This is a genomic window from Cytobacillus oceanisediminis, from assembly GCF_003182355.1.
Classification (GTDB): domain Bacteria; phylum Bacillota; class Bacilli; order Bacillales; family Cytobacillaceae; genus Cytobacillus; species Cytobacillus oceanisediminis_A.
Map to the genome: position 1 here is coordinate 205,662 of NZ_QGTW01000004.1, position 18,473 is coordinate 224,134.

Here is an 18,473-nt window from a genome sequence, read left to right on the forward strand (position 1 = left end):
AAAAGAATATTTTTCCCTCCGGCATGCATATGGTGAAGTATTCAGAATGATTGAGTGGAGCATGTGCCAGCACGTTTTTTGCCTTAGTGGAAAGATATTTCCATACAATATTTACCGCGAATATTGTAAAATGGGGACAGGGGGAATGTACGATGAATTTGAAAGCTGGGTTATGGCAGCAGCAGACAATGAAATTAGCAATGACACAGGAGCTAACGCAGGCGATTGCCCTTTTGCAATACAGCACACAGGAGCTCTCATCTTTCCTCGAAAATAAAGCACTTGAAAATCCCCTTTTAAAAGTAGAATCAGGTCATGTCCAGACAATGGATCCCCGTTATGACCGTGTGAAGCCGACGAGAAAAAAGGTTGAAAAAGATAAAATAAACTGGATTGAACAAATTGGCAGCGGAAAAACGATGCTTCTGGACGAATACTTGAAATCGCAGCTTCATTTCAATTTGAACGCTATCGAAAAAAAGGTAATCGAACGCCTTATTGAGAGCCTCGATGAAAACGGTTACTTCCGGGCGGAACTTAACGCCATTGCTTCATCGTTCAGAATATCGGCAGAGGATGCGGAACGTATGCTCGAAATAATACAGGAACTGGAGCCTGCCGGTGTAGGGGCCAGAAACCTGCAGGAATGTCTCTCATTGCAGCTGAAAAGAATGCCTGAAAGAAACGAGCTGGCAGAAGCTATTATGAATGAATATTTCACCCTTTTTGCAGAAAAGAAGTGGAAGGAAATCGCGAAGCAGCTCGGTGTGGAGCTGAAGGATATACAGGAGGTTTTCGATCTTGTCCAGACATTGAACCCAAGGCCGGCATCATCCTTTCAAAGCGAAAAATCCGCTTATATAACGCCTGATGTAATTATAAAGTGGGATGGTAAATCTTTTTCAGTCAGCGTTTTTGATGAAGTCCTTCCGAAGATCAGTTTTAATAACGATTACTACAAACGTTTTTCTGCTGCTGGAGATCGAAATGTGAGCCGCTTCCTCCAAGAGAAGCAGCAGGATTATCATTGGATCGTGAGGAGCATAGAACAAAGAAAAGAGACGCTCTCCAATGTTACCCTGAAAATCGTTGAAAAACAGCAGGACTTTTTTATAAAAGGGCCGGCATATTTGAAACCGATGACGATGAAGGAGATTTCGGATGAGCTTGATATCCATGAATCGACCGTAAGCCGTGCAGTCCGGGAAAAATATGCGCAAACACCGTACGGAACGTATGAGCTCAGATCATTCTTCTCAAGCACAATTAAAACGACTTCCGATGAAAATACATCATCACAGCAAGTGAAGACGATTATTAGTAAAATGATTGAAGGGGAAAATAAGCAAAAGCCTTTATCCGACCAGGAGCTGGTAAAGCTGCTGAAAGAAAAGGAAGGAATGGTTGTCAGCAGAAGGACGATCGCGAAATATCGTGACCAGCTTGGCATTCCATCTTCATCAAAACGGAAAAGGTATGATTGATAAAGGAGATTATCACTGTGAACCAGCCAGAGATCGTGCTATATACGCGAAGCAGATGCCCGCTATGCGATAAAGCAAAGGATGTACTAGTAGAACTAAAGAAAGAATACCATTTTACTTTGATTGAACGCGATATCGATGAGAGCGATGAACTGACAGAAAAGTACGGCTTGATGATTCCGGTTGTTGAAATGAATGGGGAAGAAGTGCAATTTGGGCATATTGACACAATTACCATAAGTGAAGCGCTTACAGAAAAAAACTGAGTTTTATCAGTTGAATTCACCAATCACTCCTGCTATTATTGATTTTGAAGCAAGGGTGATTTTTTTTACGGTAAGTGGGACATAATATGTCTATGCGGGACAAAAAATGACCACATATGATGAAGGAGCCATCCGATGTACTCACTAATTGATATTCAAAAAAGATTATTGCCTGATCTGCTTGCGGTTATGCAAAAGCGTTACGGAATCCTGCATTACATAGGGCTGATGGAGCCTGTCGGCAGAAGAAGCCTTGCTGTAAGCCTTGGCTTGACGGAAAGAGTGCTGAGAAGCGAGGTTGAGTTTTTAAAAGACCAGGATCTGATCCGCATCTCCAGTACAGGCATGAGCCTTACTTCCGATGGCAAAGATTTACTTGAAGGCCTCGAAGGAATAATGCGGGATATATCGGGTATAGCCTTAATGGAACAAAAATTATCAGCTAAACTGGGCATTCGCCAAGCAATTATTGTATCCGGCAACAGCGATGAATCACCTTGGGTGAAGCAAGAGCTGGGAAGAGCGACTGCTTCATGTATGAAATCCAGCCTCGAAGGAAAAAATATCATCGCGGTTACTGGCGGATCCACAATGGCTGCCGTAGCGGAAATGCTTACTCCAGACATGGCTGATCGGGATTGGCTGTTTGTCCCGGCAAGAGGCGGAATTGGCGAGGATGTCAAAAATCAGGCCAACACGATTTGTGCAAAAATGGCAGATCATACTGATTCCAGACACCGAGTCCTTTATGTGCCTGATCAAGTAAGCAAGGAAATGTACGAAAGCATTGTTAAAGAACCGGATATTAAAGAAGTAATAACTCAAATCAAGTCTGCAAGCATGGTTTTACATGGGATTGGAGACGCTATAACAATGGCGGAACGCCGTAAAACCAGTGATAAAGACTTTGAAAAAATTAAACAGGCCGAAGCGGTAGGCGAAGCATTTGGCTATTACTTTAATGAAGGCGGCGAGGTTGTACATAAGGTTCAAACTATCGGCCTTCAGCTGGATGATCTATCCCACATCGAGCATGTTATTGCTGTGGCGGGCGGTGCCTCCAAGGCTAAAGCTATCGCAGCTTATATGAACCGTGCACCATCTTCAACAATATTAATTACAGACGAGGGTGCAGCAAAACAGTTGTTAAAAGGGTAATCCCTTTTCAAATATAAAATCTACCTTTTTAAGGAGGAAATAATAATGGCAGTTAAAGTTGGTATTAACGGATTTGGAAGAATCGGGCGTGTTGTTTTCCGTGCAGCTCTTAAAAACCCTAATGTAGAGGTTGTAGCAGTAAACGACCTTACAGATGCAAACATGCTTGCACACCTTTTAAAATATGATTCCGTACACGGAACATTAAATGAAGAAGTGACAGTAGACGGCGACTACCTGGTAGTTGGCGGCCATAAAGTAAAAGTTCTTGCTGAGCGCGATCCTGCTCAATTAGGCTGGGGAGATCTTGGCGTAGAAGTAGTAGTAGAATCTACTGGCCGTTTCACAAAGCGTGCTGACGCTGCGAAACACCTTGAAGCTGGTGCGAAAAAAGTTATCATCTCAGCTCCTGCATCTGACGAAGATATCACAGTTGTTATGGGTGTTAACCATGAGAAATATGATGCTGCAAACCACCATGTAATTTCTAACGCTTCTTGTACGACAAACTGTTTGGCTCCATTTGCCAAAGTATTGAACGACAACTTTGGAATCAAGCGCGGTATGATGACAACTGTTCACTCATATACAAATGATCAGCAAATCCTTGACTTGCCGCACAAAGACTACCGCCGTGCACGTGCAGCAGCAGAAAACATTATCCCAACAACTACTGGAGCTGCAAAAGCAGTATCTCTAGTATTGCCTGAACTAAAAGGCAAATTGAACGGTGGAGCTATGCGTGTCCCAACTCCAAACGTTTCTCTTGTTGACCTTGTTGCTGAGCTTGATAAAGACGTAACTGCTGAAGAAGTAAACAGCGCTCTTAGAGCAGCTGCTGAAGGCGACCTAAAAGGCATCCTTGCATACAGTGAAGAGCCACTAGTTTCTGGCGACTACAACGGAAATCCTGCATCTTCAACAATCGATGCTCTTTCTACAATGGTTATGGAAGGCAACATGGTAAAAGTTATCTCTTGGTATGACAACGAAACTGGTTACTCAAACCGTGTAGTTGACCTCGTTGACTATATCGCTCAAAAAGGACTTTAATTAATAAAATTTCTTTACCAAAAAGATTCTTTTTGCGAAGAGTTCACAAGATAAATTTTTCTCAATAAAAATGCTCATCTTGTTGGATATTAAAATCGCGAACGTCTATAATGGATAAGGGTAAAAGGGGAGCAGGGAAACATTCCCTCTCCCTTTTGTTTTAAAGCAAAAAGTAAAAATATTAGTTAGAAAACTGCTTTGCGATTCCGCAATGGTCAAGGCGCTGCGTTCTATTAAGTGATGTATTTCTGCTTAGATAGATGTCTAGCTCCGAGCGCCATCGGCTCGAGGTCTTAAGCCAATCGCTTCTGAAGGCAAAGAACGCCTTCGCCAGCGCTTGTCTTAAGCTTGTCGCCGATAAGCGGGCGCTCTGCGCTTTTCTGATAAGGAGGTCCTTTTGCTATGAACAAAAAAAGCGTAAAAGATGTGGAGTTAAAAGGTAAGCGAGTTTTTTGCCGCGTTGATTTCAACGTACCGATGAAGGATGGCGAGGTAACAGACGAAACTCGTATCCGAGCTGCTATTCCAACGATTGAGTATTTGACTAACCAAGGCGCTAAAGTTATTTTAGCGAGCCATTTGGGACGTCCAAAAGGTTCAGTTGTTGAAGAGCTGCGTTTAACACCTGTGGCCAAGCGTTTGTCCGAGCTTCTTGGCAAAGAAGTGAAAAAAGCGGATGAAGCTTACGGCGATTCTGTAAAAGCAATGATAGAAACGCTTGGTGAAGGAGATGTCCTTCTTCTTGAAAACGTACGTTTCTATCCTGGTGAAGAGAAGAATGATTCTGAACTAGCCAAGGCTTTTGCCGAATTGGCAGACGTTTATGTGAACGATGCATTCGGAGCTGCACACCGTGCCCATGCTTCCACTGAAGGAATTGCACACCATCTGCCTGCTGTATCAGGACTATTAATGGAAAAAGAACTTGATGTACTTGGCAAAGCTCTTTCAAATCCGGAGCGTCCATTTACAGCCATTATCGGCGGTGCAAAGGTTAAAGATAAGATCGGCGTAATCGAAAACCTTCTTGAAAAGGTCGACAACCTGATCATTGGCGGCGGACTGGCTTATACATTTGTAAAAGCAAAAGGCCATGAAATAGGAAAATCACTATTGGAAGAAGATAAAATCGACTTAGCCAAAACATTTATGCAAAAAGCAGAAGAAAAAGGCGTGAACTTCTACATGCCTGTAGATGCGATTGTTGCAGACGATTTTTCTGAGGAAGCCAATATTAAGACAGTTGCGATTGAAGAGATTCCGGCTGATTGGGAAGCACTTGATATCGGACCTAAAACAGCTGAAATTTACAGCGATGTCATCCAGAATTCCAAGCTGGTTATCTGGAACGGGCCAATGGGTGTATTCGAATTGAAGAAATTCGCGAACGGAACAAGAGCTGTGGCTGAAGCTTTAGCAGAAGCAAACGATACATATTCAGTCATCGGCGGCGGCGACTCTGCAGCAGCAGTTGAAAAATTCCACCTTGCTGACCGGATGAGCCATATCTCTACAGGCGGCGGCGCTTCCCTTGAGTTTATGGAAGGGAAAGCTCTTCCTGGTGTTGTAGCTTTAAATGATAAATAATTTTTATTGCTGGGGGCGAAGATGCGTTGTCTTCAGCCCTGGCAATTCACAATAATAAGAGCAGGAAAGGATGTGCAACATGCGTAAACCAATTATCGCAGGAAACTGGAAAATGCATAAAACACTTCCGGAAGCGAAAGTCTTTCTTGAAGAAATCAATGGCTTAGTACCGGGGAAAGAGCAGGTTGATACTGTCGTATGTGCGCCTGCACTATTCTTAGAGCGCCTGGTTGAAAGCGCGAAGAATTATAATGTTGAAATTGGCGCGCAGAACATGCACTTCGAGGAAAGCGGTGCTTTTACAGGTGAAATTAGCCCGGCTGCACTTGAAGATCTTGGTGTTAAATATGTTATTCTCGGCCATTCGGAGCGCCGCGAAATGTTCAATGAAACAGATGAGGCAGTAAACAAAAAGACTTTGGCTGCTTTCAAATATAACTTAACTCCAATCGTATGTGTCGGCGAATCGCTTGAACAGCGTGAAAATGGCGAAACAAAGGAGCTTGTTGGCTCTCAGGTTGAAAAAGCACTTAACGGCTTAACTGAAGAGCAGGTGAAGCAAACTGTTATTGCTTATGAGCCAATTTGGGCGATCGGAACAGGCAAATCTTCTACATCTGAAGATGCGAACGAAGTCTGCTCTCATATCCGCTCTGTTGTTGCGAAACAATTTTCACAGGATGCTGCAGATGCAGTCCGCATTCAGTACGGCGGCAGCGTAAAGCCTGCAAACATCAAAGAATATATGGGCCAGCCTGATATTGATGGCGCTCTTGTAGGCGGAGCAAGCCTTGAGCCTAAAGACTTCCTTCAATTATTGGAGGCAGGCAAGAATGAGTAAATCTCCAGTTGCATTAATCATCTTAGACGGTTTCGCATTGCGGGGCGAACGGATGGGTAATGCCGTTGCCCAGGCAAAGAAGCCGAACTTCGAACGTTATTGGAACACCTACCCGAATGCAACCTTAACAGCGAGCGGCGAAGCGGTAGGGCTTCCTGAAGGGCAAATGGGAAACTCTGAAGTAGGCCACCTAAACATCGGCGCAGGCCGGATCGTTTATCAAAGCTTAACAAGAGTGAACGTGGCCATCCGCGAAGGGCAGTTCGAGAAAAATGAAACCTTCCTTTCCGCAATTGACCATGTGAAAAAGAATGGTACAGATCTTCATTTGATGGGACTTCTATCAGATGGGGGTGTTCATAGCCATATTCATCACTTATATGCTTTGCTTCGCATGGCAGCTGAAGAAGGTGTAAAGAATGTCTATGTCCATGGCTTTTTGGATGGACGTGATGTTGGCCCGAAAACGGCTGAAGGCTTCATAAAGGAAGCACAGGAAAAAATGAAGGAATACGGAGTCGGCGAATTTGCGACCATCTCCGGACGCTATTATTCCATGGACCGCGATAAGCGCTGGGAGCGTGTTGAGAAGTCATACCGTTCCATGGTATATGGTGATGGACCTGCATATAGCGATCCCTTGGATCTAGTTGAAGATAACTATAAAAATGGAATCTTCGATGAGTTCGTTATCCCATCTGTTATTACAAAAGAAGATGGCGCACCGGTTGCAACGATCAAAAACAATGACGCAGTTATTTTCTATAACTTCCGTCCGGACCGGGCCATTCAGATTTCGAACACTTTTACGAATAAAGACTTCCGTTCATTTGATAGAGGGCCAGGGCATCCTGACAGCTTGTTCTTCGTTTGCTTGACTCACTTCAGTGAAACGGTAGATGGATATGTTGCGTTTAAACCGACAAACCTGGATAACACTTTAGGTGAGATTTTAGCGCAAAATAATAAAACTCAGCTCCGCATTGCGGAAACAGAAAAGTATCCTCATGTTACGTTCTTTATGAGCGGCGGACGTGAAGAGAAATTCCCTGGCGAAGAGCGAATTCTGATCGATTCACCGAAGGTAGCTACCTATGATCTTAAGCCTGAAATGAGTGCTTATGAAGTAACGGACGCGTTGCTGAAGGAAATAGAAGCGGATAAATTCGATGCGATCATCCTTAACTTTGCCAACCCGGACATGGTCGGCCATTCAGGTATGCTTGAGCCAACTATCAAAGCGATAGAAACAGTTGACGAGTGCTTAGGCAAAATTGTCGACTTGCTTATTGAAAAAGGCGGAAAGGCTATTATTACAGCCGACCACGGAAATGCCGATGAAGTTGTTACTTTGGAAGGCAGCCCTATGACCGCCCATACTACAAACCCAGTACCGGTCATCGTCACACAAGACGGCGCAGAACTCCGCACAGACGGAATTTTAGGAGACCTCGCCCCAACCGTGCTCGACCTGCTTGGACTAGAAAAGCCGGTTGAAATGACTGGAACAACTCTATTGAAAAAATAATCGGTACCAGGTACCACCCGAATTTTGTCGAAAACCATTTTTTTATATAAAAGGAGAGAATTGATATGCCATTTATTCAACATGTTTATGCTCGTGAAGTATTAGATTCCCGCGGTAACCCAACAGTTGAGGTTGAAGTTTTAACAGAATCAGGCTTTTTCGGCCGCGCAATGGTTCCATCTGGTGCATCTACTGGTGAATATGAAGCGGTAGAACTTCGTGACGGCGACAAGTCCCGTTACCTTGGAAAAGGTGTTCAAAAAGCAGTAGACAATGTTAATAACCTAATTGCTGATGCTGTAATCGGCTTGGATGTAACAGACCAGGTTGGCATCGACCGCACGATGATCGAATTAGACGGAACTGAAAACAAAGGAAAGCTAGGTGCGAACGCAATCCTTGGCGTATCTATGGCTTGTGCACATGCAGCTGCTGAATCTGTAGGACTTCCTTTATACCGTTACCTTGGAGGCTTCAACGCGAAGCAGCTTCCAACACCAATGATGAACATCATTAACGGCGGATCTCATGCTGACAACAACGTAGACTTCCAGGAATTCATGATCATGCCTGTTGGAGCTCCTACTTTCAAAGAAGCAATCCGCATGGGTGCTGAAGTATTCCATTCATTGAAAAAAGTTTTATCTGGCAAAGGCTTGAACACAGCTGTAGGTGACGAAGGCGGATTCGCTCCAAACCTTGGTTCAAACCGTGAAGCACTAGAAGTAATTATCGAAGCAATCTCAAACGCTGGCTACGAAGCTGGTAAAGACATCTACCTTGCAATGGACGTTGCTTCTTCTGAGTTCTACAACAAAGAAACCGGTAAGTACGATCTTGCAGGTGAAGGCCGTACAGGCTTAACTTCTGAAGATATGGTTAACTTCTACGAAGAGCTTGTTAACGAGTTCCCAATCATCTCAATTGAAGATGGTCTTGACGAAAACGACTGGGAAGGCCACAAGCTATTAACTGAGCGCATCGGCGGCAAAGTTCAGCTAGTTGGTGACGACCTATTCGTTACAAACACGAAGAAGCTTGCTCAAGGAATCGAGCAGGGCGTAGGCAACTCAATTCTAATCAAAGTAAACCAAATCGGTACATTAACTGAAACCTTTGAAGCAATCGAAATGGCGAAGCGCGCTGGCTACACAGCTGTTGTATCTCACCGTTCTGGTGAAACTGAAGATGCTACAATCGCTGACATTGCAGTTGCAACAAATGCTGGCCAAATCAAAACTGGTTCCATGTCCCGTACAGACCGTATCGCTAAATACAACCAGCTTCTTCGCATCGAAGACGAGCTTGGCGATTTAGCTGTATACGATGGATTAAAATCTTTCTATAACTTGAGCAAGTAATCTTGCTTGGAGCAGCCGTCCCGGATGGGGCGGCTGCTTTTTTGTAAGTTTGGCCGGTAGATGTTCAAATTCCTGATCGGTGAGTAGGAGGCGACTGCTTCAATTCTGTCCTTGGCCGTTAAATGGGTCAGCTTGGCCGTTAAAAGTGTAATTTTGGCCGATAAACATCCCAATTTGGCCGATAAATTATTAATTTGGCCGATAAAATTATTTAGACCTGTACTTTTCAAAAAAGTTCAAAGGGATATGATACATTCTGCTCTTTTTCTCTCCTGAATGGGGAAGTTTCAGCCCTGTCAGCAGCTTTTTTGCAATATTGGAGGAAGATAAGTAGGTAAAACTCCGGAATTGGTGATTGGTAATAGAAGAATCAATCAAATAGAAGTAATCTTGGAGGGCTTTTATATGAGCTTCTTTATCAACAATATTGCATGCGAAACATTTCCAGGTGCCGCGTACCCTTTCCACAGAAAATTTGCTGCATGAGTGACACTGAATGCCCGTAATAATGTCTTTCTCTTGTAGATTATAGTATTTTAAAATATTGTAATTCGGCGGGCTATGTTTTTTTATAATCATCTTGCTTACTTTCCTAATTTCTTTAACTGTTAATTTCTCTTCGGGATATTTTACTTTCAGTTTATCTATCCTTTCTAGTAATTGATTGGCATGCAGTACTCTAGCCAGTGCATTTTTATGATAAGAAGAAGCTTTAATTACGGTAGAAGGATTACTGATGACGATCAGGTACTCAATTGGTATTTTCACCTTCATATCAAAGAGCCATTTAGTAAGTTCCTTTTGCTGCCTTCTGGCTTGCATAAGTGGATCAAGGAATCCTTTTTCCATATCCTGCTTGGTTTGGATAAGCTGATTAAAGGTAGGATCAAAAAAGATGGTGCCCGAAATATTTTTAATTTCGAGAATGAGGATGAAGCTGGGAGAGAGGAGAAGCGTATCAATTTGAAAGAATTCCGTTCCATTGTAAAGCCGAATATCATGAATAACAGTGAACTCAGTTAAACTGTTTATAAAATAATCTACCGCTTTTTCTCCACGGTAGCCAGCCTTTCGTTTCGCCAAATCATTCTCAATTAATGCCCTTTTTGGATGGTTGCCTGGCAGCCTTCTCAGCAGTGCATCTATACTTTGGATAAAATCAGTAGATTTACGCCTTTTTACTAACAAATGCATCAATCCTTTCGTGTATTCTTTTCTAATTTCTCTTCATTACTATAAAAGTCCTTCTATTAAAACAGGCCCGCCAAAATCTTATTGTTTATACCACCAAAATGTGTTAAATTAAGAATAATGTGATTGTACGTTTTCAGGAGGTGGCTTCATGCATACATTATTTATTACTCTTTTAGTGATTGTATCGATTGCACTTATCGTAGTTGTACTCCTTCAGTCTGGTAAAAGTGCAGGTCTTTCCGGTGCAATTTCCGGGGGAGCTGAACAGCTTTTTGGAAAACAAAAAGCACGCGGCCTTGATTTGATTCTACACCGTGCTACAATTATTCTATCTGTTTTGTTCTTTATCCTTACGGTTTTAGTATCTTTTTTCGCAGTATAGATGAACACAGCGCCTGGCCTGTCATTAGGTCAGGCTTTTTATTTTTTGGCTCAGACCAAGGCTGTTATATGCCCTCTTATCGCGGCTATCTTTGCAAAACCAGTTTTATTTTACATACAAAGCTTTTTATTGGCATGTTGCTTCTTTGTTTGCTAAAAATAAGGAATGCAGTTTCAATCAAACGTTTGATTATGAAAATTATAGGAATTATATAGGTAAAAGGAGTTTTATTATATGAAGATTGTAGCGCCAAAGCCGTTTACGTTTGGAAATGGAAAAAGGGCAGTCCTGCTGCTGCACGGTTTTACAGGTAATACTGCTGACGTAAGAATGATGGGAAGGTTCCTTGAAACAAAGGGCTACACCTGCCATGCGCCGCTATATAAAGGTCATGGCGTTCCGCCGGAGGAGCTTGTGCACACAGGACCGGAAGACTGGTGGAAAGATGTCTTGGAAGGCTATGAGTTTTTAAAAAACAGAGGTCATAGAGAGATTGCCGTTGCAGGTCTTTCCCTTGGTGGCGTATTTTCCCTTAAATTGGGTTACACTGTACCTATAAAGGGTATCATTCCGATGTGCGCACCCATGTACATAAAGAGCGAAGAGGTCATGTATGAAGGGATTCTGAGCTATGCAAGAGAATATAAGAGAATGGAAGGAAAGTTAGAAGATCAAATCGAGCAGGAAATGGCCGAGTTCCAAAAAACGCCAATGAAAACGTTAAAAGCCCTCCAGGAACTGATCGCGGATGTACGCAGTCATGTGGATATGATCTATTCGCCGACGTTTGTCGTTCAGGCGCGTCATGACCATATGATCAACACGGACAGCGCCAATATCATTTTTAATGAAGTCGAAAATGATTTAAAACAGCTGAAGTGGTATGAGGAGTCCGGCCATGTCATTACGCTTGATAAAGAACGTAATCAGCTTGAAGAAGATGTTTATCAGTTTCTAGAAAAGCTGGATTGGGAAGAATAAAAGAAAAGACAAAATCTCCTTAAGGAGGGATGATGAAATGGAAAATAATATTCAACAGCTGATCGATAAGCTGCTTCATTATATGAAGGATGAGGCTTATAAGCCTTTGACGGTGCAGGAGCTTGAAGCTGCATTCGGAATCGAGGATTCAACCGGATTCAAGGATTTCGTCAAAGCGCTTGTTGTAATGGAAGAGAAAGGGCTTGTGGTCAGAACCCGAAGCAACCGCTACGGCTTGCCGGAAAAAATGAATCTCATCCGCGGCAGACTTTCTGGACATGCAAAGGGATTCGCCTTTGTGATCCCGGAAGAGCCGGGGATGGACGATATTTTTATCCCGCCGAATGAAACAAATAATGCCCTGAACGGCGATACAGTCCTTGCTCGGGTTACATCAGAAAGCTCAGGGCAGCGGAGGGAAGGTACAATTGTCCGCATCCTGGAGCGCGGTGTTACACAAATTGTCGGAACGTATACGGAAAGCAAACATTTTGGCTTCGTCATTCCGGATGATAAAAAGTTTGCCAGCGACATTTTTATCCCGAAAGCGGCATCAAAAGGTGCTGTGGAAGGGCATAAAGTGGTTGTAAAATTGACGACTTATCCGGAAGGTCGCAAAAGTGCTGAAGGAGAAGTTATCGACATCCTTGGGCATAAAAATGATCCGGGTGTGGATATTCTGTCTGTTATCCACAAACATGGCCTGCCGCTGGAGTTTCCGGAAGAAGTACTTAAGCAGGCTGAAGAGACGCCGGATACGATTGATCCAAGTGAGCTTGAAAACCGCCGTGACTTAAGAAATGAAGTCATTGTAACCATTGACGGTGCCGATGCGAAGGACCTTGACGATGCCGTTATGGTTAAAAAGCTTGATAACGGAAATTACAAGCTAGGCGTCCATATTGCCGATGTTACGTATTATGTCCGTGAAGATTCGCCGATTGACCGGGAAGCCGAAGACCGGGCAACAAGTGTGTATTTAGTAGACCGGGTTATCCCGATGATTCCGCACCGCCTGTCAAACGGCATTTGCTCCCTGAACCCGAAAGTGGACCGCCTCACTCTCTCCTGTGAGATGGAAATTACACCGGATGGGGAGGCTGTGAATCATGAGATTTTCCAGAGTGTGATTAAAACAACTGAGCGAATGACTTATTCAGATGTGAATAAGATCCTGGAAGACCAAGATGAAGAACTTATTAACAAGTACCAATCTCTTGTACCAATGTTCCAGCTGATGAAGGAGCTTTCTCTTATTTTACGTAAAAAGAGAATGCATCGCGGAGCCATTGATTTTGACTTCAAAGAAGCAAAAGTGATTGTAGATGAAGAAGGCAATCCGACAGATGTTGCCACCCGGGAACGTTCGATCGCAGAACGCCTGATTGAAGAGTTCATGCTGGCGGCGAATGAAACGGTTGCTGAGCATTTTCACTGGATGGACGTGCCGTTCATTTACCGTATCCATGAAGATCCGAAAGAAGATAAGCTAAGAAGATTTTTCGAGTTTATCACAAACTTCGGCTATATCGTAAAGGGAACAGCCAATTCTGTTCACCCGCGCGCCCTGCAGGAAATCATTGAAGAAGTCCAGGGCAAGCCGGAAGAAATGGTTATATCAACGGTTATGCTGCGTTCCATGCAGCAGGCGAAATATTATGAAGAGAGCCTGGGACACTTCGGGTTATCAACAGAGTTTTACACACACTTCACATCGCCAATTCGCCGTTATCCGGATTTAATTGTCCATCGTTTAATCCGCACGTATTTAATTGAAGGAAAGCTGGATCAGGCGACCAGGGAGAAATGGAACGTTTCGCTTCCGGATATTGCTGAGCATTCATCCAATATGGAGCGGCGTGCGGTTGAAGCTGAGCGTGAAACGGATGAGCTGAAGAAAGCAGAGTATATGGCTGATAAAATTGGCCAGGAATACGACGGCATTATCAGCTCCGTAACGAACTTTGGAATGTTTGTCGAGCTTCCAAATACAATTGAAGGCCTGATTCATGTCAGCTACATGACAGATGACTATTACCGCTATGACGAGCGGCAGATGGCCATGATTGGCGAGCGCACAGGCAATGTATTCCGGATTGGAGACGAAATCACCGTCCGTGTGGTCAATGTTAACAAAGACGAACGCTCCATTGATTTTGAAATCGTCGGCATGAAGGGAACCCGCAGAAGGGAACCAAGAGATGCGCCGAAGGTTTTCAAAACAGGCAGCACCGAGAAAAAGCCGCGCAAAGGAAAGTCTGATCAAGGCAGAGGAAACAGTTCAGGCGCACCTAGAAAGAAAAAAGAGAAAAAGCATTACGAAAATGCACCAAAAGCAAAGCGGAAGAAAAAGAAGCGGTAAAGCGAAAATGGAGGGCCTTTTTAAAGGGCTCTCCTTTCCCTTCCCGGCAGGGTTCTTCATTGAGAGGATCCGTGAAATTTGCTATAATAGAAGGACCGTTAATGAGCGGATGCTGCACTTTTCCTGCCGTCAATTTTAATATAAGGCTGTGTTAATGATTGATTTAGCACTGTGTTGATTGGAACGGAAAGCGAATGCCTGTAGTGGAAATCAACACCCAAGTTTAAACAGAGCCTAATATAAAGATAACTTTTTCAGACAGGAAAGAGGAGCAAAGGGGGATTCATCATGCCAAAAGGTACTGGCAAAATGGTTGCGCAAAATAAAAAAGCATATCATGACTATTCAATAGAAGAAACTTACGAAGCGGGCATTGTTCTTCAGGGAACAGAGATTAAATCGATCCGCGCCGGCAAGGTTAACCTAAAGGATTCATATGCAAGGATTCAAAATAATGAAATCTATCTATTCGGCATGCATGTCAGCCCATATGAGCAGGGGAATCGCTATAACCATGATCCTCTCAGGACAAGAAAGCTGCTTCTTCACAGAAAAGAAATCAATAAGCTTATCGGGGATTCAAAAGAAATTGGCTATTCGCTTGTACCATTAAAAATGTATCTGAAAAACGGCTATGCAAAAGTTTTATTAGGCCTTGCAAAGGGTAAAAAGAAATATGACAAACGTGAGGATCTGAAGAAGAAAGAAGCCAAGCGGGAAGTGGAACGTGCTTTCCGTGAAAGGCAGAAAATGTAAATCCAGAACCTTACAATTGAAAAACAAGCTCAATGTGTTATAATAGTAATTGTCACAGCGAGTGACACAATCTTTAGCTCATCTATTTCGAGCTTTTCCGAACGTCAGCGTGCTGAATGAGATTCGGCGCAGACCTATTATATGGGGACGCTACGGATTCGACAGGGATAGTTCGAGCTTAGGTTGCGAGTCGAGGGGATCGGCCTCGTTAAAACGTCAAAGCCTATAACTGGCAAACAACAAAACAACTTCGCTTTAGCTGCCTAATAGGCCTTTAGCGGTTCGCCCCTCCATCGCCCATGTGGTAGGGTAGCGGACTCACTCTTAGTGGGCTACGCCGGATTCCACCGTCTGAGGATGAAGGAAGAGAACAACCAGACTAGCTGGCCGGACGCCCGTCGATAGGCATAAGGACCAGCGAAACGCGAATATATCGACTACACTCGTAGAAGCTTAAGTGCCGATATTTCTGGACGTGGGTTCGATTAATTATTAGTCGCCTTGTGTGGCAACACATAAGTGAAAATTCGGCTTTATCGGTGAAACCTAAGTCGCCTAACTAGCGATAAGGCAATGCCGAGCGGTATGTGGAGCAATCCAACAGCCGTGTATCGACTTATAGGCTGCCAGAAAAGTGGTAGTACTAGGATGCGGAATCCTGCCTGAAACCCAGGTAAATATATATTTCGCATAATACGCCGAAGGGCCTGCTTGACTGCAGGTTCAAGATATAGTCAGTGCCATCGCGAAAGGATGGAAGTGCACGTCCCACCGTCTCCACCAAATACATATTTGGTGGTTTTTTATTTGTCTTTTTTATAGTTTGAAAAAGGTTTCCTCGAATAAAAGCTTTTGTTTTAACATCTCCGCATTATACTTTCCGTTTCTGGGTGTCACTTTTTCGTAGTTTTCAATTATCCACAACGCTCGATTTCTTTTTTTATCAGCTCTTAAATAAGGGGAAATTCGATTTAGTAAGGAAAAAACACTTTCTTTTTACTTAATATTTAAGGAGAAGGAGTTTTTGTGCAAGCCTGGCTTGTAGTTCTTTTTATTAATGAGCGTTCCGCCGGTGAGCGATTGAATATAGATTAAAAGTTCTATGTCAGTGGATGCTATTGTTATACATGGACGGCGATGCTCACTGGCATGTAGTCTGCTTAAAGTAATCGTTCCTTCACCATCTATTATTCCTGCTATATAGGATGCCTCCCAGTCATTCATTTTCTCACTCCTAATATTGGAACATATGTTCTAGTCAATTTTAATCTATCCTCAATAAACTCTCAATCTTTATCTTAATTAAAATTAAAATATTATTTATACGGATGTTGTTCAGTTATTATTTTAATAAAAAAGGTAAGGAGATCAATATGGTTCAATTCTTCACCAAAGGAATTCTTTCAGGCTTTGTTTCGGGAATATTCCTCGGTTTATTCTTAAAGGTTATTGAAGTTATGTCGGGAGTAAAAGTATATACACTACTCCTCAACGTGGATTATATCCCTATCCTAAAAAACTACAGCTTCCCGGAATTTGTGGAGTTTTTACTCCATTTAATCATCTCTGTCATCGTAGCAGCCGCCCTTTTTTCTATCATAAAAATATCAATGGGCACAAAAGCAAATGGTGTTCCGGACGATATTGATCTCCTTCTTAATAGGCGTCCTGCTTTTCCCAACAACAGCCTTGTCAGATCGCACCCCTGAATTAACTTCTGTTTCGGCCCTTTCCTTCTGGCTGATCGGGCATCTGTTATATGGCTGGATTTTGACGTTGTTTTTCATAAAAAAGGGACCGTCAGGCTAGACGGTCCTTGGCATTATTTAATTTTTATAGCGATTTTCCCTTTCGCATGATGCGATTCACTTAGCTCATGTGCTTCCTTTAATCCTTGTTCGGTAAAAGGAAAGGTATGGCCGACAAGCGGCTTTAATTTCCCCTGCTCGATCATTTCGCCCAGCTGGGAAAGCTGTTTGCCGTTTGGCTCAAGCCAGAGGAAGCCTGCTTTGACCTCCTTTTCCTTAGCCAGATTTTCATCAGGAGGAGAGACAATGGAAACAAGCTTTCCGCCTTTTTTCAACACATTCATACTTTTCTTTTGAATCTCTCCGCCCATTGTATCAACGACAATATCATAATGATCCAGTGCCAGTTCAAAATCTTCCTCACGATAATTAATAAAATGGTCAACGCCAAGCGAATTCAGGAATTCTTCATTTTTTCCGCTGGCAGTTGAAGCAACATGAGCGCCAAAGCTTTTGGCTATTTGAATGGCAAGGCTGCCAACCCCTCCTGCACCTGCATGGATAAGCACTTTATCTCCCGATTGGATCTCGGAAAAATCAACAAGGCATTGCCATGCTGTCAGGCCAGCAAGGGGAATGGAAGCCGCTTCTTCAAAGCTTGCATTCTCAGGCATCTTCGCCAGAAGTTTTTCATCCACAGCAACATATTCGGCGTATGTACCATGTGCTGTCGTATCAGGGCGGGCAAAAACACGGTCACCCTTTTTAAAAGAGGTCACCTTATCCCCGACCTTGGCTATTACCCCTGCGGCATCCCATCCCAAAATAATCGGGAACTCGAATGGAAGCATGTCTTTTAAATATCCAGCCCGAAGCTTCCAATCAATCGGGTTGATTGAAGTGGCATGCATTTCAACCAGCACCTGATGATCCTTCATTTCAGGCAATGGTACTTCACGCTCTTTTAACTCCTCTGCAGTTCCATATTGTTCAATAATAATGGCTTTCATTTTATCTCCTCCCTTGTCCGTTGTACTGAGTCCTTTACCACATTAAGATGCCCGATAATCCGCTTTGCTATCAGTGGGAAGGGAGGGAAGAGATTAGATTTAGGTTAAAAATAACTTATTCCATTGTTCTGCTTTTGCTAAAGCGAGAGTGTCTTCCTTTACCTCTCCCGGCTTTACTCCGCTTCCTATGATATAGTCCGCAAATTCCATCCCCACAAACTCGAATATGTATTGAAATTGCTGAATAAGCGGCAATCCTTTCACTTTGGCGCTGCTTCCTCCAGTGATCACGACATATGCTTTCTTCTTTGCCAGCTCTTCTTTCAGATTAAAGCGCTCATCCCTTAAATACTGGGACCAGCGATCAAAGAAGTCCTTCATCGGGCCGCTCATGCCATACCAATATAAAGGTGTGGCAAACACAAAAACATCATGTGTCAACATGTGCCGTATTAACTCCTCATAATCATCCTCAACTGGTGAAAAGCCTTCCTTGGCATGCCTCTTATCTACGATGGGTTCGATATGCATGTCTGACAGTTTTACAAGCGTATGATCTGTATTTTCTGTAATCTTTTTTGCTAAATATTCCGAGTTGCCGTTTTCACGTGTACTGCCGAGCAGAGCCAATACTTTCATTTAGAATTCTCTCCTTAAAACTAAAGTTTGTTTATGGATTTTACACAATATGTTTTAAGAAAGCAAAAAAAAAGATCCGGATCTTTACAAAGGGGTTATATGATTTTTACATTCTATTAATAT

The 18,473-nt window shown here is 43.1% G+C and carries 17 protein-coding genes and 1 other RNA gene; 14 read left to right on the forward strand and 4 right to left on the reverse strand.

The features are described from left to right. The first annotated feature begins 152 nt into the window (after nucleotides 1-152). The 8 genes from rpoN to eno all read left to right on the forward strand — a co-directional run bounded on the left by rpoN (nucleotide 153) and on the right by eno (nucleotide 9,278). A complete protein-coding gene (gene rpoN, locus DFO73_RS09890; protein WP_110064623.1) occupies nucleotides 153-1,484 on the forward strand; it encodes an RNA polymerase factor sigma-54 in 1,332 nt (443 codons plus the stop codon). A 17-nt stretch (nucleotides 1,485-1,501) separates the two neighbouring features. Next, nucleotides 1,502-1,750: a glutaredoxin family protein gene (locus DFO73_RS09895; protein WP_110064624.1), complete on the forward strand. Its 249-nt coding sequence runs from the start codon at nucleotides 1,502-1,504 to the stop codon at nucleotides 1,748-1,750. Between the two features lie 135 nt (nucleotides 1,751-1,885). After that, on the forward strand, nucleotides 1,886-2,908 hold the full coding sequence (locus DFO73_RS09900; protein WP_110064625.1) for a sugar-binding transcriptional regulator: 1,023 nt from the start codon (nucleotides 1,886-1,888) through the stop codon (nucleotides 2,906-2,908). A gap of 45 nt (nucleotides 2,909-2,953) precedes the next feature. After that, complete coding sequence (gap, locus tag DFO73_RS09905; protein WP_110064626.1) at nucleotides 2,954-3,961, forward strand: type I glyceraldehyde-3-phosphate dehydrogenase; 1,008 nt, start codon at nucleotides 2,954-2,956, stop codon at nucleotides 3,959-3,961. Nucleotides 3,962-4,363: 402 nt separating this feature from the next. After that, on the forward strand, nucleotides 4,364-5,548 hold the full coding sequence (locus DFO73_RS09910; RefSeq protein WP_110064627.1) for a phosphoglycerate kinase: 1,185 nt from the start codon (nucleotides 4,364-4,366) through the stop codon (nucleotides 5,546-5,548). A gap of 79 nt (nucleotides 5,549-5,627) precedes the next feature. After that, on the forward strand, nucleotides 5,628-6,389 hold the full coding sequence (tpiA, locus tag DFO73_RS09915; protein WP_110064628.1) for a triose-phosphate isomerase: 762 nt from the start codon (nucleotides 5,628-5,630) through the stop codon (nucleotides 6,387-6,389). Beyond that, on the forward strand, nucleotides 6,382-7,917 hold the full coding sequence (gene gpmI / locus DFO73_RS09920) for a 2,3-bisphosphoglycerate-independent phosphoglycerate mutase (protein WP_110064629.1): 1,536 nt from the start codon (nucleotides 6,382-6,384) through the stop codon (nucleotides 7,915-7,917). The genes tpiA and gpmI overlap by 8 nt, the downstream gene beginning before the upstream one ends. A gap of 65 nt (nucleotides 7,918-7,982) precedes the next feature. Further along, a complete protein-coding gene (gene eno / locus DFO73_RS09925; RefSeq protein ID WP_110064630.1) occupies nucleotides 7,983-9,278 on the forward strand; it encodes a phosphopyruvate hydratase in 1,296 nt (431 codons plus the stop codon). A gap of 207 nt (nucleotides 9,279-9,485) precedes the next feature. On the opposite strand, the gene DFO73_RS09930 is transcribed toward eno, so the two are convergent. Further along, nucleotides 9,486-10,466 (reverse strand): nuclease-related domain-containing protein, encoded by a 981-nt coding sequence (locus DFO73_RS09930; RefSeq protein ID WP_110064631.1) that lies wholly within the window; start codon nucleotides 10,464-10,466, stop codon nucleotides 9,486-9,488. 154 nt (nucleotides 10,467-10,620) lie between these two features. Here DFO73_RS09930 and secG point away from each other — a divergent pair, with 154 nt between their 5' ends. The 5 genes from secG (at nucleotide 10,621) to ssrA (ending at nucleotide 15,441) form a co-directional block, all read left to right on the forward strand. Next, nucleotides 10,621-10,854: a preprotein translocase subunit SecG gene (gene secG / locus DFO73_RS09935; RefSeq protein ID WP_110064632.1), complete on the forward strand. Its 234-nt coding sequence runs from the start codon at nucleotides 10,621-10,623 to the stop codon at nucleotides 10,852-10,854. Nucleotides 10,855-11,088: 234 nt separating this feature from the next. Beyond that, nucleotides 11,089-11,835 carry an alpha/beta hydrolase gene (locus tag DFO73_RS09940; protein WP_110064633.1) on the forward strand — a complete coding sequence of 249 codons (747 nt, stop codon included), beginning with the start codon at nucleotides 11,089-11,091 and terminating at the stop codon, nucleotides 11,833-11,835. 37 nt (nucleotides 11,836-11,872) lie between these two features. Continuing rightward, nucleotides 11,873-14,197, forward strand: coding sequence for a ribonuclease R (rnr, locus tag DFO73_RS09945; RefSeq protein ID WP_110064634.1), 2,325 nt, complete (start codon nucleotides 11,873-11,875; stop codon nucleotides 14,195-14,197). Nucleotides 14,198-14,485: 288 nt separating this feature from the next. Beyond that, a complete protein-coding gene (gene smpB, locus DFO73_RS09950) occupies nucleotides 14,486-14,953 on the forward strand; it encodes an SsrA-binding protein SmpB (RefSeq protein WP_110064635.1) in 468 nt (155 codons plus the stop codon). Nucleotides 14,954-15,104: 151 nt separating this feature from the next. Next, nucleotides 15,105-15,441: a transfer-messenger RNA gene (gene ssrA / locus DFO73_RS09955) on the forward strand. A 508-nt stretch (nucleotides 15,442-15,949) separates the two neighbouring features. Here ssrA and DFO73_RS29255 read toward each other — a convergent pair. Further along, nucleotides 15,950-16,177 (reverse strand): LAGLIDADG family homing endonuclease, encoded by a 228-nt coding sequence (locus DFO73_RS29255; protein ID WP_258309364.1) that lies wholly within the window; start codon nucleotides 16,175-16,177, stop codon nucleotides 15,950-15,952. Nucleotides 16,178-16,326: 149 nt separating this feature from the next. On the opposite strand from DFO73_RS29255, the gene DFO73_RS09965 reads away from it, so the two are divergent. Further along, complete coding sequence (locus DFO73_RS09965) at nucleotides 16,327-16,662, forward strand: hypothetical protein (protein WP_258309365.1); 336 nt, start codon at nucleotides 16,327-16,329, stop codon at nucleotides 16,660-16,662. Nucleotides 16,663-16,775: 113 nt separating this feature from the next. Here DFO73_RS09965 and DFO73_RS09970 read toward each other — a convergent pair whose 3' ends face one another. After that, complete coding sequence (locus tag DFO73_RS09970) at nucleotides 16,776-17,711, reverse strand: NADP-dependent oxidoreductase (RefSeq protein ID WP_110064636.1); 936 nt, start codon at nucleotides 17,709-17,711, stop codon at nucleotides 16,776-16,778. A 99-nt stretch (nucleotides 17,712-17,810) separates the two neighbouring features. Continuing rightward, on the reverse strand, nucleotides 17,811-18,350 hold the full coding sequence (locus DFO73_RS09975) for a flavodoxin family protein (protein WP_110064637.1): 540 nt from the start codon (nucleotides 18,348-18,350) through the stop codon (nucleotides 17,811-17,813). Between the last annotated feature and the right edge of the window lie 123 nt (nucleotides 18,351-18,473).

Bases quoted from the DNA above. Each gene is read 5' to 3' on its own strand.
- secG (WP_110064632.1), top strand. From the start codon at position 10,621: ATGCATACATTATTTATTACTCTTTTAGTGATTGTATCGATTGCACTT.
- DFO73_RS29255 (WP_258309364.1), bottom strand. From the start codon at position 16,177: ATGAATGACTGGGAGGCATCCTATATAGCAGGAATAATAGATGGTGAA.
- rpoN (WP_110064623.1), top strand. From the start codon at position 153: ATGAATTTGAAAGCTGGGTTATGGCAGCAGCAGACAATGAAATTAGCA.
- DFO73_RS09970 (WP_110064636.1), bottom strand. From the start codon at position 17,711: ATGAAAGCCATTATTATTGAACAATATGGAACTGCAGAGGAGTTAAAA.
- rnr (WP_110064634.1), top strand. From the start codon at position 11,873: ATGGAAAATAATATTCAACAGCTGATCGATAAGCTGCTTCATTATATG.
- gpmI (WP_110064629.1), top strand. From the start codon at position 6,382: ATGAGTAAATCTCCAGTTGCATTAATCATCTTAGACGGTTTCGCATTG.
- tpiA (WP_110064628.1), top strand. From the start codon at position 5,628: ATGCGTAAACCAATTATCGCAGGAAACTGGAAAATGCATAAAACACTT.
- DFO73_RS09910 (WP_110064627.1), top strand. From the start codon at position 4,364: ATGAACAAAAAAAGCGTAAAAGATGTGGAGTTAAAAGGTAAGCGAGTT.
- eno (WP_110064630.1), top strand. From the start codon at position 7,983: ATGCCATTTATTCAACATGTTTATGCTCGTGAAGTATTAGATTCCCGC.
- DFO73_RS09900 (WP_110064625.1), top strand. From the start codon at position 1,886: ATGTACTCACTAATTGATATTCAAAAAAGATTATTGCCTGATCTGCTT.
- DFO73_RS09975 (WP_110064637.1), bottom strand. From the start codon at position 18,350: ATGAAAGTATTGGCTCTGCTCGGCAGTACACGTGAAAACGGCAACTCG.
- DFO73_RS09965 (WP_258309365.1), top strand. From the start codon at position 16,327: ATGGTTCAATTCTTCACCAAAGGAATTCTTTCAGGCTTTGTTTCGGGA.
- smpB (WP_110064635.1), top strand. From the start codon at position 14,486: ATGCCAAAAGGTACTGGCAAAATGGTTGCGCAAAATAAAAAAGCATAT.
- DFO73_RS09940 (WP_110064633.1), top strand. From the start codon at position 11,089: ATGAAGATTGTAGCGCCAAAGCCGTTTACGTTTGGAAATGGAAAAAGG.
- gap (WP_110064626.1), top strand. From the start codon at position 2,954: ATGGCAGTTAAAGTTGGTATTAACGGATTTGGAAGAATCGGGCGTGTT.